Annotated in this window: 6 protein-coding genes; 5 read left to right on the top strand and 1 reads right to left on the bottom strand. The window is 73.6% G+C overall.

Annotated elements, in window-relative coordinates:
* Positions 1 to 38: 38 nt before the first annotated feature.
* Positions 39 to 830 carry an alpha/beta fold hydrolase gene (locus ACFVXK_RS16770; RefSeq protein ID WP_389612316.1) on the bottom strand — a complete coding sequence of 264 codons (792 nt, stop codon included), beginning with the start codon at positions 828 to 830 and terminating at the stop codon, positions 39 to 41.
* A gap of 197 nt (positions 831 to 1,027) precedes the next feature.
* Here ACFVXK_RS16770 and ACFVXK_RS16765 point away from each other — a divergent pair, with 197 nt between their 5' ends.
* From ACFVXK_RS16765 to ACFVXK_RS16745, 5 genes are all read left to right on the top strand, one after another.
* The gene (locus ACFVXK_RS16765) at positions 1,028 to 8,254 is read left to right on the top strand and encodes an amino acid adenylation domain-containing protein (protein WP_389612314.1); all 7,227 of its coding nucleotides are present in this window, start codon (positions 1,028 to 1,030) and stop codon (positions 8,252 to 8,254) included.
* A gap of 1 nt (position 8,255) precedes the next feature.
* Positions 8,256 to 9,437 (top strand): FAD-dependent monooxygenase, encoded by a 1,182-nt coding sequence (locus ACFVXK_RS16760; RefSeq protein WP_389612312.1) that lies wholly within the window; start codon positions 8,256 to 8,258, stop codon positions 9,435 to 9,437.
* A gap of 56 nt (positions 9,438 to 9,493) precedes the next feature.
* On the top strand, positions 9,494 to 10,381 hold the full coding sequence (locus ACFVXK_RS16755; protein ID WP_389612310.1) for an SDR family NAD(P)-dependent oxidoreductase: 888 nt from the start codon (positions 9,494 to 9,496) through the stop codon (positions 10,379 to 10,381).
* Positions 10,382 to 10,738: 357 nt separating this feature from the next.
* Entirely contained in the window at positions 10,739 to 12,490 is a 1,752-nt protein-coding gene (gene paaN / locus ACFVXK_RS16750; RefSeq protein ID WP_389612308.1) for a phenylacetic acid degradation protein PaaN, read from the top strand.
* Complete coding sequence (locus ACFVXK_RS16745; protein WP_389612306.1) at positions 12,487 to 13,701, top strand: LuxR C-terminal-related transcriptional regulator; 1,215 nt, start codon at positions 12,487 to 12,489, stop codon at positions 13,699 to 13,701. Before paaN ends, ACFVXK_RS16745 begins: the two co-directional genes overlap by 4 nt.
* The last annotated feature ends 3 nt before the right edge of the window (positions 13,702 to 13,704 follow it).

Genomic DNA, 13,704 nt, shown 5'->3' with positions numbered 1-13,704 from the left:
GGCTCACACACCGGCCGGCCCCGCCCGGGGCCGGCCGGTCAGCCCCCGACGGAGGACAGGAACCCGTCGATCAGCGCGGCCCACTCGGCCGGGAGCTCCGCCGCGATGGCGTGACCGCAGTCGAGGCTCGCGAGCCGGGCCCCCGGGATCCCCTCCGCGAGTTCGCGGGAGTGAATGGGAGTGATGAGGAGGTCGCCCGACGGGGAGACGACCAGGACGGGCACATCGATCCGGGCCAGATCGGCCCGGACGTCCAGCTCGTCGAAGAGCGCGAGCTGTGCGTCGGTACCCGGCGGCATGCCGGCGGCGAACAGTTCCAGCTGCTCCCCGACCTCTCCTTCGGAGCGGGCGTCGAGCCAGCGGGTGCCGCCGACGAGCAGCGAGAGGTAGGAGGCCAGGACCCGGCCGTCGCCGCCCGGCGCGCCCAGCGCCCGCCAGGTGTCGACCACCAGCTTCAGACGTGCGTTGCGCCGGGCGAACCCGGCCGAGAGAACCAGCGCGGTAACGCGTTCGGGATGGCGTACGGCGGCCCGTACGGCCACCGTCGTCCCCATCGAGAATCCGGATATTGCAAAGGAATGCACGCCGGATTGCACAGCGCTTTCCACAATGTGGTCGGCCAGCATGTCGAGCGTCAGGGGAACGTCCGGGAGCGGGTTATCACCGGAGCCCGGATAATCGGGCCCGACGACGGTCCGGCGGGCCGCGAGATTTTCTATGACGGGGCCGAAGCTGTCCTCGATGTCACTGCCCGCACCATGCGCGAGCAGCAGTCCAGGGCCACTTCCCCGCACGAGGACGGATTTCCGGGAAGGAGGTGTGGAGGTCATGAGGGAGATGTTAGCGACCATCTACGGAAATCCTTGAACCAATATTGCGCGGATCACATATTCCCCGGCCGGGCTACTTGAACGGGTAGTCCGCGTCTACTCATACGAGTAGTGGTGTACCGGATTGCGGGAAACGTAGGCTCCTGGGCATCGGACGGCGAAAACATCCGGCCGTCCGAATTAGCGAAGGAAGGCCGATGCCCGCTATACGCCAGCTCCCCCTGTCCGCCTATCAGCAGGACATCTGGGTCGCCGAGTCCACCGCGCCGGGTGACCCCCAGTTCAACGTGGTCCTGCACGAGCGGTTGGCCGGCGAGGCCGACGCGGACCGTTTGCAGGAGGCCCTCGAAGGGGCCCTGCGCTCCCATGACGCGTTCTCGCTGCGCTTCGACGAACACGAGGGGACCCCCTGCCAGTGGGTCGCCGCGGCCGACGGTGAGGAGGTGGCCGGCCCCTGGGTCGCGTACGTCGACCTGTCCGGCGAGGCCGATCCCGCGGCGGCCTGCGCCGCCTGGCGGGAGGACTCCCTCACCCGGCCCTTCACCCTGCGGCGTTCGCGACTGTTCACGGCCGCGATCCTGCGCGAGAGCGCCACGGTCGTCCATGTGCACCTCAACGCCCACCACCTGATCGCCGATGCCTGGGCGCTCAACCGGGTCAGCCTCGACCTGTGGGAGCGCTACTCCGCGCTGACCGGCCGCGCGGCTCCCGTGGCGGCTTCCACGGCGGGCCGCCCGGTCGCCTCCCTCGTGGAGGCCGAGGCCGCCTACCGGGGGTCCGCCGCCTTCGAGGAGGACCGGGCCTTCTTCCGCGAGACGCTGGCGGGCGTCCAGCCCGCCCTGTTCACCCGCGCCACCGTGGCACCCGTCGGCGGGCGGCGCCGGGCCCGGCACACCTTCACCGTCGACGCCGGTCTGGTCCGGCGCATCCGGGACGCCGGCGGTTCCCCGTTCGCGTACCTGGCGGCCACCTTCGCCGCCTACTTCAGCCGCGTGCACCGCACGGAGGAACTCGTCCTCGGGGTCCCGTTCCGCAACCGCCACACGGACGCCGAGCTCGGCACGGTCGGCCAGCTCGCCAACAACCTGCCGCTGCGCGTGCCGGTCGGCTCGGAGACCACCCTGCCCGGGCTGGCGGCGGCCGTCCGGCGCGGTACGGACGCGCTGCGCGGCCACGAGCGGCTGTCCCTCGGGGACGTGCTGCGCGACCTCCCGGCCGCCGGTGCCGGCTCCCGCCGCCTGTTCGACATCACCCTGTCCTACCTGCGCCACCCCCGCCCCGCCCCGCTGCCGGGCGCCGCGCTGGACTCCGTCGTCCTCGCACCCGTGCACCACCAGGACGCCCTGGCGGTGATGGTCCACGCCTTCGAGGACGACGCGGAGCTGCGGGTCGACCTCGACTACGCCGTGGACGTGTTCGCCGAGGACCACCCCGTCACCGCCGTCGCGAGACACCTGCTGCGGCTGCTCGCCGCCGGGCTGGCCGAACCGGACCGGCCCGCGGTGACCCTGCCGGTCCTCGACGAGGCCGAGCACAAGGAGCTGACCCGGCTGTGGCAGGGGCCCGACACCCCCTACGCCCACGACCGGACCGTCCACTCCCTGATCACCGAGCAGGCCGCCCGGACGCCCGGCCGTACCGCCGTCACCGCCGCCGACGGCACTCCGTCGCTGACGTACGCGGAGCTCGACGCCCGCTCCAACCAGGTGGCGCACGCCCTGCGCCGGCGGGGCGTGGGCGCCGGGGTCCGGGTGGCCGTCCTCATGGACCGCTCCCCGCTGCTGATCGTCGCCCTGCTCGGCGTGCTCAAGTCCGGCGGCGCCTACGTCCCCGTCGACCCCGGCTACCCGGCCGAGCGGATCGCGTTCCTGCTCCAGGACAGCCGGGCCAAGGCCGTCCTGGCCGACGACGCCGCCCGGGCCGGGGACCTGCCGGTGCCGGTTCTCGCCACCGCGGAACTGCTGACCGGGCCGGACGAGCCGGTGGCGGAGCAGGCGGGCCCGCGCGATCTCGCCTACGTGATCTACACCTCGGGCTCCACCGGCCGCCCCAAGGGCGTCATGGTCGAGCACCACTCGGTGGTCAACCGGCTGGCCTGGATGCAGAACGCCTACCCGGTCGGCGAGGACGACGTCCTGCTCCAGAAGACCCCCATCTCCTTCGACGTCTCCGTCTGGGAGCTGTTCTGGTGGGCGATCGAGGGCGCCGGCCTGGCCCTGCTGCCCGTGGGCGGCCAGCGCGACCCGCGGGGCATCCTGCGCACCATCGCCGAACAGCGCGTCACCACCCTGCACTTCGTCCCCTCGATGCTCGGCCCGTTCCTGGACCTGCTGGAGGACGACCCGCAGCTGCGCGCCGAAGCCGGCTCCCTGCGCCGGGTGTTCTGCAGCGGCGAGGCCCTGCCCGCGGCGCGCGTGGAGCAGTTCAACCGGGTCTTCGCTGGCCGCGGCGCGGACGCGCCCCGTCTGGTCAACCTGTACGGCCCGACCGAGGCCACTGTCGACGTCTCCTTCTACGACTGCCCCGCCGGCGAGGGTTCGGTCCGCCGCGTCCCCATCGGCCGGCCCATCGACAACACCCGGCTGTACGTGCTCGACGCGCACGGCGGCCTCCAGCCCGCCGGGGTCCCCGGGGAGCTGTGCATCGGCGGCGTCGGCGTGGCCCGCGGCTATCTGGAGCGGCCCGAGCTGACGGCGGAGAAGTTCACCGAGGACCCCTTCGTCCCCGGCGGACGGCTCTACCGCACCGGCGACCTGGCCCGATGGCTGGCCGACGGCACGCTGGAGTACCTCGGCCGCATCGACGGTCAGGTCAAGATCCGCGGCAACCGGGTGGAGCTGGGCGAGGTCCAGAACCGGCTCGCCTCCGTGCCCGGCGTGCGCGACGCCGTGGTGGTCGACCACCAGTCGGGCGACCGCGGCCTCGTCCTGGTCGGCTACTACGTCGCCGACACCGAGCTCGGCGCATCCCAGCTGCGCCAGGACCTGGCCGCCGTACTGCCCGAGTTCATGGTCCCGGCGCACTTCATCCGGATCGACGCCATCCCCCTCACCCCGAACGGCAAGGCCGACCGCCGCGCCCTGCCCGCCCCCTCGGTGACCTCCGGCCGGGGGTACACGGCCCCGCGCGACGCCACCGAGGAGACCCTCGCCGCGATCTGGGCCGAGGTGCTCGGGGCCGACCGGGTCGGCGTCCACGACGACTACTTCGCGCTCGGCGGGGATTCCATCACCATGCTGCGCATCCGCTCCCGGGCGGAGCGGGCCGGCATCGTGTTCTCCCTCACGGACCTGGTGCAGCAGCCGACCGTCGCCCAGCTGGCGGCCCTCGCCACCAGGGACGCCGCCCCCGCTCCCGAGCCCGTGCTCCCCCCGTTCGCGCTGGTCTCCGGCGTGGACCGGGCCCGCCTGGAGGGCCGGGCCGACGCGTACCCGCTGACCCGCCTCCAGCTCGGGCTGCTCTACCACAGCCGGGCCGAGCAGGACTCGGCCGTCTACCGCGACGTCTTCCAGTACAGCGTGACGGCCGCGTGGGACGAGGAGGGCTTCCGGCGGGCGTTCGAGCGGCTGGTCGAGCGCCACCCCGTGCTGCGCTCCTCCTTCGACCTGGGCTCGTTCTCCGAACCGCTGCAGATCGTGGACCACCGCGTGACCGGCGGGTTCGACGTCGTCGACCTGCGCGGCCGGGAGGAGACCGAGGCACTGGCCGAGATCGGTGCGCACATCGAGGAACGGCGCCACCACCGCTACGTGTTCGAGCAGGCGCCGCTGTACCACCTGCGCGCCCACGTCCGCCCGGACACCCTCGAAATGGTGCTGAGCTTCCACCACGCCATCCTCGACGGCGGCAGCGTCGCCACCCTGGTCGCCGAGCTGCTCCAGGACTACCTGCACGGCCTGGGCCACCCCGTCGATCCCGTAGCAGAAACGATCCTGCCGTCCGCCGCGCACCATGTGCGGGCCGAGCGCGAGGCCCTGGAGTCGGAACGGACCCGGGCCTTCTGGCGGGAGCGGCTGCGCGACGCGCCGCTGCTGCGGCTGGAGCCGTTCCGCGGCCACGAGGCGCCCGGCCCGGACACGCAGATCACCCGGATCGTGGACCTGCCGGCCGGCCTCACCTCGCAGGTGAACCTGTTCGCCCGGGAGCGTGCCCTGCCCGTGAAGTCGGTGCTGTTCGCGGCGCACTGCCTGACCCTGGGGCTGTTCTCCGGCTCCGACGACATCACCACCGGCCTGGTCACCCACGGGCGGCCCGAACTGGAGGGCGGCGACCGGATCGCCGGCCTCTTCCTCAACACGATGCCCGTACGGCTGGGCATCGCCGCCGACAGCTGGGCGGACGTGGTCCGCGCCGCGTTCCGGCAGGAGCAGCAGAGCCACGCCCACCGCCGGTACCCGCTGAGCGCGATCCAGGAGGACCGGGGCGCCGCCGTCCTGGAGACCGCCTTCAACTACATCCACTTCCGCCAGCTGGCCACGGTGTTCGAACTGCCCGGGGTCCGGCTGCTGGACTTCCGCACCTGGGAGGAGACCAACTTCCAGCTGCTCGTCAACGCCATGACGGATCCGGTGGACGGCTCCGTGCGGCTGCGGCTGGACCACCACGGGCTGACGTTCACCCCGGCCCAGGCCGACCTGTACGCCGAGCGGTTCACCGCGATCCTGGACCGCCTCGTCCACCACCCCGACGAGACACCGGACTTCGGCTTCCTGGCCCCCGCGGCGGAACCCGCCGCGGAAGGGCGGACGGGGACCGCCGCCGCGCCGCCGGACGTCGTACGGGCCGTGGCCGCGCAGGCCGCACGGACCCCCGGGGCCACGGCACTGGTCTTCGGCGACCGCCGCTGGAGCTACGCCGAACTGGATCGGGCCGCCGACCGGGTGGCCCGCGAACTGCTCGCGCTGGGCTCCCGGACCGGTGACCGGATCGGCATCGCCATGGACCGCTCCCCGGAGACCGTCGCCGTGATCCTCGGGGTGATGAAGGCCGGCGCCGCGACCGTGCCGCTGGACGTGAGCTATCCGGTGGACCGGCTGACCTCGATGATCAAGCAGGCCCGGCCGTTCCGGGTCGTCACCGGCGCCGAGCACCGTTCGGTCGTGGACGTCCCGGGGCTGGTCCTGGCCGCCGAGGACCTGTTCGGCGAAGAGGAAGGGCGGCCCCACCTGCCGCGCATCCCGGCGGAGGTGACCGAGGACATCACACCCGACTCGATCGCCTACGTCCTGTTCACGTCCGGTTCCACCGGAGCGCCCAAGGGCGTGGCGATGCCGCACCGTTCGCTGGCCCAGCTGGTCGCCTGGCAGAACTCCGTCCCCAGCGGTGTGGCCGGCGGGGTCACCGCGCAGTACGCGCCGCTGAGCTTCGACGTGTCGTTCCAGGAGATCTTCTCCACGCTCGCGGGCGGCGGGACCCTGCTGCTGCTCCCCGAGGAGGAGCGCCGCGACATGCCCGCCCTGCTGCGGCTGCTCGACCGGGCGGGGGTCGAGCGCCTGTACCTGCCGTACGTCGCGCTCCAGCAGCTCGCCGAAGCCTCCGACGCGCTCGGCCTGGTCCCGCGCTCCCTGCGGGCCCTGCTCTCCTCCGGCGAACAGCTGCGCGTCACCGACGAGATCCGGCGGTTGTGCGCGGCTCTGCCGGGGGTGCTGCTGGAGAACCAGTACGGGCCGACCGAGTCGCACGTGGTGACCACGTACACGATGACGGGTGATCCGGCCGCGTTCCCGGCGCTCCCGCCGATCGGACGGGCCATCACGGGTTCGCGGGTGCACGTCCTGGACCCCGGGATGCGTCCGGTCCCGGCCGGGGTGCGCGGCGAGCTGTACCTGGCGGGCGCCTGCCTGGCGGAGGGGTACGTCGGCCGCCAGGACCTCACCGACGAGCGGTTCGTCCCGCACCCCTTCCCCGCGAACGCGGCGGCGGGGGAGCTCCTGTACCGCACCGGCGACCTCGGCTTCGTCCTGCCGGACGGGAACGTGGTGTGCCTGGGCCGGGCGGACGCGCAGGTCAAGGTGCGCGGCTACCGGGTGGAGCCGGCCGAGGTGGAGCTGGCCATCACCCGCTTCGCCGCGGGCCACCCGGGGATCTCGGAGGCCGCCGTCGTGGCCCGCCGCCGGGAGGGCAACGACTCCTTCCTCGCGGCCTTCCTGACCGGCGACCCGGACGGGGCGGATCTCGCGCTGCTGCGCAAGCAGCTGCGGACGGTGCTGCCCGAGTACATGATGCCCTCGCACTTCGAGTGGGTGGCGGCCCTGCCGCTGACCCCGAGCGGCAAGCGGGACGACGCCGCCCTGCGGGCGGCCCCGCTGTCCGCCGCGGGCCGTGAGGACACCGCGGCCGCGCCGCGCGACGCGTACGAGCAGACCCTGGTGGAGCTCGTGGGTGACTTGCTCCAGCTGACCGGGCTGGGGGTGCACGACAACATCTTCGACCTCGGGGCGACCTCGCTCACCGCGATGCGCCTGGTGGTCCAGATCGAGCAGCGCTATGGGATCAGCGTCCCGCTGTCCGAGTTCGTCTCGGCGCCCACCGTGGCCGAGCTGGCGGGGCGGCTGCGTGCGGGTGGGGCGACGACGGCCTTCGATCCGCTGGTGCCGATCCGCCCGGCCGGGTCCAAGCGCCCGGTGTTCTTCGTCCACCCCATGGGCGGCAACGTGCTCTGCTACCTCCGCTTCGCCAAGTACCTGGAGGAGGACCGGCCGTTCTACGCCCTCCAGGCCGCGGGCGGCGATCCGGGCACCGAGCCGCTGCGCAGCGTGGAGGAGATCGCGGCGAGCTACATCGAGGCCGTACGCCGGGTGCAGCCGAGCGGTCCCTACGTCATCGGCGGCTGGTCCTTCGGCGGGTTCGTGGCCTTCGAGATGGCCCGGCAGCTGCGGGCCGCCGGGGAGGAGATCGCCCGGCTCGTCCTGCTGGACACCACCGCCCTCAACCCGGGCCGGCGGCTGACCACGGGCGACGAGGCCCTGCTGGGCTGGTTCTTCTGGGAGCTGCTGTGGCTGCGCCGCGGCGGGGACTCGCCGCTGGAGCTCATTCCGGCCGAACTGAGCACGCTGGACGAGAAGTTCGACTTCATCGCCCGGCTGGCCATCGACGAGGGCGTCCTGCCCGCGGGAAGCGGCGGGGCCGTCGTGCGGCGCCTGTTCCACGTGTACGAGGCCAACTGGAAGGCGGCGTTCGCCTACCGGCCCGAGGTCGTCGACCAGGACATGGTCCTCATCCACGCGTCCGAGCCGCTGCCGGACGTACTCAACTCCATGCACACGGCGATCGAGAGCATGCACGCCGACCCCAGCAACGGCTGGGGGGAGCGCACCAGCGGGAGGCTCGACGTCGTGGACGTACCCGGCGACCACCTCACGATCATGGAGGAGCCGTACGTGGCCCACATGGTCCGGGTCGTCACCGAACTGATCGGACAGTGAGATGACGAAGCAGACAGACCGCAGGAAGGCCCTGGTCCTCGGGGCGGGCATCGGCGGCCTCACCGCCGCGATCGCCCTGCGCGAGGCGGGCCTGGACGTGGAGGTCCACGAGCGGGCGGGCGAGCTGCGGGCCGCGGGCTCGGGGCTGTCCGTCATGAGCAACGCCGTCGGGGCGCTGAACTCGCTGGGCGTCGGCATCGACTTGGAGAAGCGCGGGGAGGCCCTGCGCTCCTATCAGGTGAAGACGGCCACGGGCAGGCTGATCCGGGAGTTCCCGTTCCCGGAGATCATCGGCCGACTGGGGGTGCCGAGCGTCCTCATCACCCGGGCCGACCTCCAGCAGTCGCTGCTGGAGGCCGCCGAGGGCATCCCCATCCGGCTGGGCGCGGCCGCGACCGGCTTCGAGACCGACGGAGTGCCGGGCGGAGGGGTACGGCTGTCCTTCGACGACGGCAGCACCGCCGAGGGGGACGTGCTGATCGGAGCCGACGGCTTCCACTCGGTCGTGCGCAGGCAGCTGGTGGGTCCGGAGGACTCGCAGGACAGCGGCTATGTCTGCTGGCTCGCGGTCGTACCGTTCTCGCACCCCCGGTTCACGCCGGGCTCGGTCACCCACTTCTGGGGCAGCGGCAAGCGCTTCGGCCTCGTCGACATGGGCGGCGGGCGGCTGTACTGGTGGGGGACGAAGAACATGCCGGCCGAGCTCTCGCGGGACTGGAAGGGCGGCAAGGCGGAGATCCTGCACTGCTACGAGGGATGGGCCGACGAGGTGCGCCAGGCCGTCATCGCCACCCCCGAGGAGTCGATCATCGCGGTGCCCTCGCGGGACCGCGCCTTCCTGGAGCGGTGGGGCCGGGGCCCGGTGACCCTGCTGGGCGACGCCGCGCACCCGATGCTGACCAGCCTCGGCCAGGGCTCAGGCATGGCCATCGAGGACGCCGTGGTCCTCGGCCGGGCGCTGCGCGGTGCGAGCGACCTGCCGCGGGCCCTGCGCCGGTACGAGGACGAGCGGCGCGAGCGGACCCGCGGCATGGTCGCCGCCTCGCGCGGTATCAGCACCTTCGAGCAGTCCGAGGACCCCATCCGGCGGCCGGTGCGGGACGCCTACTTCCGGTTCATGCCGGGACGCAGGCTCACCCGCACGCTGGAGGACGCCCTCACCTTCCCGGCGGTGGCCGGATGACCGCCCCCGGATCTCCGGGTTCCCCCGGCTCCGCCGGCTCCCCGAGGAGGAAGTTCGTGCCGTCCGTCCCGCAGCGCCCCGCCCTGTCCCCGCGCGGCCGGTCCGTCCTGGTCACCGGGACCTCCTCCGGCCTGGGCCGGGTCTGCGCGCTCCAGCTCGCCGACGCGGGCTTCCGGGTCTTCGCCGGGGTCCGCAGGGAGGCTGACGGGACCGCTCTCGCCGAGGCCGCCGGCGGCTCGGGCCGGATCGTGCCCGTGGCGGTGGACGTGACCGACGAGAAGTCGGTGGCCGCGGCGGCCGAACGGGTCACGGCCGAGGTCGGCGAGGCGGGTCTGTGGGGGCTCGTGAACAACGCCGGGATGTGCGTGTCGGCGCCGCTGGAGTGCGTCTCGCCGGACCGGCTGCGCGCGCAGCTGGACACCAACGTGGTGGGGCAGCTTGCCGTCACCCAGGCGTTCCTGCCGCTGCTGCGGCGCACCCGCGGCCGGGTGGTCAACGTGACCTCGGGCCTGGGCAGTGTGGCGATCCCCTTCCTCGGGGCGTACGCGGCGGCCCAGTTCGCCAAGGAAGCACTGACCGACGTCCTGCGCCGCGAGCTGGCCCCGCAGGGGGTGGACGTCGCCCTGGTGCAGCCGGGGGCCATCATGACGCCGATCTGGGGCAAGGTCTCCGACGTGGCGCGGGCCTCGATGGACGGAGTTCCGGAAGCGGTGGCCGAGCTGTACCGGGTCCCCTTCGGCCGTTTCCTGCACCAGAACGAGAAGCAGGCGCGGGAGAGCACCACCCGCCCGGAGGACTTCGCGCGGACGGTACGGGTGGCCCTCACGGCCCGGCGGCCCCGGACCCGCTACCGGGTCGGGCCGGACGCCCGCAGGGTGAGCGTGCTCGCCCGGGTGCTGCCCGACGCGGCGCTCGACCGGTACCTGCGGCCGATCACCGAGTAGAACCCGCCAGTCGGTACGCCCGCCGGGGAGGGCCGAGCGACGCTATCGAGCCACCGCACGGCCGATAGCAGTGAGTTGTAGCGCAATATGGCCATCATCACGTTTTGTTCTCCCCTCCCCGGCGGGCGGCGCAAAGGGCCTCGTCCGGCCTGTGGTTCAGGTTCCGCCAGAGCCCCGACCCCCACACCGGACGAGTCAATTCCGCCCTTGGCCGTGTGAAGGGCCCGTCAAATCCCACCGTGACCAGACTCCGACGTGGGTCCGAAAGTGCCGATTTACCGTGATCTTCAGGAGTTTCGACCTTGCACGGTTCGTCCTCGGACCGCCCCCCCCACCCGTTCGACAAGGATGTGGACCATGGCGCACACCCTGCCGCCGCCCGTTCCCGGAACCCACGCCGAACCGGCCCCTCCCGCCCCCCGCCACGCCGACACCCTGGAGCGGGCCCGCCAGACCCTCCGCACCCGCGCGCACTGGTCCCCGTACTCCGAGGACCCGGAGGACCCGCGCTCCTACGGCCCGGGCGCGCGGGAGGCCGGCGAGGCCGCGTTCCGCGCGCTCCTCGGCCGGGAGTTCGCCCTCGGCCAGCCCGGCCGCGACGGTACAGTCGGCCCCGCCCCCGACACGGGCGGCGAACGCTCCCCGTACGGGGGCCTGCTGGAGGTCTCCTACCCCCACTGTGACCCCGACGTCCTGCTGCCCGCCATGCAGGCCGCCCTGCCGGCCTGGCGCGACGCCGGCCCCCGGACCCGGGCGGAGGTGTGCACCGAGATCCTGCACCGCATCAACGCCCGCAGCTCCGAGTTCGCCCACGCGGCTGTGCACACCAGCGGCCACAACTTCCTGATGGCGTTCCACGCCGGGGCGGTGCACGCCCAGGACCGCGGTCTGGAGGCGGTGGCCCGCGCCCTGGAGGAGCAGACCCGGATGCCCGCCTCCGCGCTCTGGCGCAAGCCGATGGGCGACGGCCGGACCCTGAGCATCGCCAAGACCTTCACGGCGGTGCCCCGCGGCATCTCGCTGGTCATCGGCAACAGCGTCTTCCCCGCCTGGAACGGCTACCCGGCCCTCTTCGCCTCCCTGGCCACCGGCAACCCCGTCCTGGTCAAACCGCATCCGGCGGCCGTCCTGCCGCTGGCACTCACCGTCCGCATCGCCCGCGAGGTGCTCACCGAGGCCGGTTTCCCAGCCGACCTGGTCTGCCTGGCCGCCGAACACACCGGCGAGGGACTGGCCCGGCGGCTGGCCGTCCGGCCGGAGGTGCGCCTCGTCGACTACGCGGGCACCACCGCCTTCGGGACCTGGCTGGAGGACAACGCGCGGCAGGCACGCGTGTTCACCTCCGTGTCCGCGGTCAACAGCGTGCTCGTCGAGTCGACGGGCGACTACCGCGACATGCTCGCCAACCTCGCCTTCTCCGTCTCCCTCTACAGCGGGCAGCTGTGCACCAGCCCGCAGAACCTGCTGATCCCCCGGGAGGGGATCGGCACCGACGAGGGGCACCGCTCCTTCGCCGAGGTCGTCGCCGACCTGGGCGGCGCCCTCGCCGAACTGCTGGACGACGATGCGCGGGCGTGCGGGATCCTGGGTGCGCTGCTCGGGCCCGCGGTCCGGGACCGGGTCGAGCGGGTCGCCGCCGGAGCGGCCGGGCCCGTGGCCGTGCCCTCCCGCGCGGTGCGCGACCCCCGCCACCCGCAGGCGGTCGTCCGTACCCCGGCCGTGGTGACCCTCGACGCGGGCCGGGAGGCCGACCGGGCCGTCCTGCTGTCCGAGTGGCAGGGCCCGGTGGTCTTCGCGGTGGCGGTGGACTCCGCCGCGGCCGGGGTGGAGCTCGTCGCTCGCACCACCCGCGAGTGCGGCGCGCTCTCCGTCGGCCTCTACTCCACCTCGCCGCAGGTGGAGGCGGCGATGGAACGGGCCTGCGCCGAGGCCGGGGTGATGCTCTCGGCCAACCTGATGGGCGACTGGTACATCTCCCAGTCGGCCGTCTACTCCGATCTGCACGGCACGGGGATGAACCCGTCGGGGAACGCGGTGTACTGCGACCCCGGGTTCGTGACCGCGCGCTTCCACACCGTCGGCGTGCGCCGCTACGGCGGTTCGATATGAACGGCACCCTCACCGACCTGCCGCTGCGCGGCCGCGAGCGGGAGATGCGGACCGTCCGCGAGCTCCTGGAGTACGGCCGTCGCGCCGGGCGCGCCCTGCTGACGGTCGAGGGGATGCCGGGCATCGGCAAGACCCGGCTGCTGCGGGAGGCCGCCGCCCTCGCCGAGGGGCTGGGCTACGTCCGCTACCACCCCGACCCGTGGACGGACCGGCCGCCGGGGCGCCGCCGCGGCGCCGCGGCCGGCCACGCCCGGGGCCGGCCGGGCCGCTGCCCCGCCGCGACGAGGCCCGTCCTCGTCCTCGTCGACGACGCCCGGCCCGCCCCCGATACCCCGCCGAGGCCCCACGCCCGCGAGCCGGGCGGCGACGAGCGGCCCGTCGTCTGGCTGGTCTCCCACCGGCCCGGCACGGGCCCCGTCCTGCCGCCCGGGCCCACGGGGCGCAGCGAGCGGCTGTCCCTCGGCCCGCTCAGCCCGTCCCACGCCCTGGACCTGGCCCGCGACCTGCTGGGCGTCGAACCGTCGCCCGACCTGGTCCGGCTGCTGGACCAGGCCCGCGGACACCCGCGGCTGCTGCTCGAACTGCTCGCCGGGCTCCGGGAGGAGGGATCCCTCGCGACCGTGGACGGGGAGGCCCGGCTGCTGACCACCCGGCTGCCCGCCCGGCTGTCCCTGCGGGCGGGGGCCACCCTGGAGCGGTTCTCCCCCGAGTGCCGTCAGCTGCTGCGCGTCGCGGCCGTCCTGGGGTGCGAGGTCGTCTACGAGGACGTGGCCCTGCTGCTGCGCACCTCGGTCTCGGCCCTGCTCCCGGCCCTGGAGGAGGTCGCGGCCACCGGTGTCGTGCGCCACGAGGGGGGCCGGGCCGTCTTCGCCGGGCCGCTGCTGCGCCGGCTCGTCGTCGAGTCCGTGCCCGAGTCGCTGCGGGTGTCCCTGCAGCGGGAGGCCGCGGCCCTACGGACCACGACGGGGCTCACGCCGGCGTTGCCCGCCGGACCCGAACTGAGCCGGCAGCAGCGGGAGCTGGTGGGGCTGGTGCGCGAGGGCCTCACCAACCAGCAGATCGCCCGGCGCCTGGCGCTGTCCCCGCACACCGTCAACTACCACCTGCGCAAGCTGTTCAAGGCCTACGGGGTGAGCTCGCGGATCGACCTGTTGACGGCGGCGGAGCACCTGGACCCCACCGGCAGTGCGGCCCGCGCCCGCCAGAACTGACCC

This window comes from Streptomyces sp. NPDC058157, from assembly GCF_042884105.1.
Lineage (GTDB): Bacteria > Actinomycetota > Actinomycetes > Streptomycetales > Streptomycetaceae > Streptomyces.
The sequence above is the reverse complement of the archived record's forward strand: the minus strand, read 5'-3'. Positions and strand labels throughout refer to the sequence as shown.

Excerpts from the sequence above, each read along its gene's own strand:
- ACFVXK_RS16765 (WP_389612314.1), top strand. The coding sequence starts at position 1,028 with ATGCCCGCTATACGCCAGCTCCCCCTGTCCGCCTATCAGCAGGACATC.
- ACFVXK_RS16760 (WP_389612312.1), top strand. The coding sequence starts at position 8,256 with ATGACGAAGCAGACAGACCGCAGGAAGGCCCTGGTCCTCGGGGCGGGC.
- ACFVXK_RS16745 (WP_389612306.1), top strand. The coding sequence starts at position 12,487 with ATGAACGGCACCCTCACCGACCTGCCGCTGCGCGGCCGCGAGCGGGAG.
- paaN (WP_389612308.1), top strand. The coding sequence starts at position 10,739 with ATGGCGCACACCCTGCCGCCGCCCGTTCCCGGAACCCACGCCGAACCG.
- ACFVXK_RS16770 (WP_389612316.1), bottom strand. The coding sequence starts at position 830 with ATGACCTCCACACCTCCTTCCCGGAAATCCGTCCTCGTGCGGGGAAGT.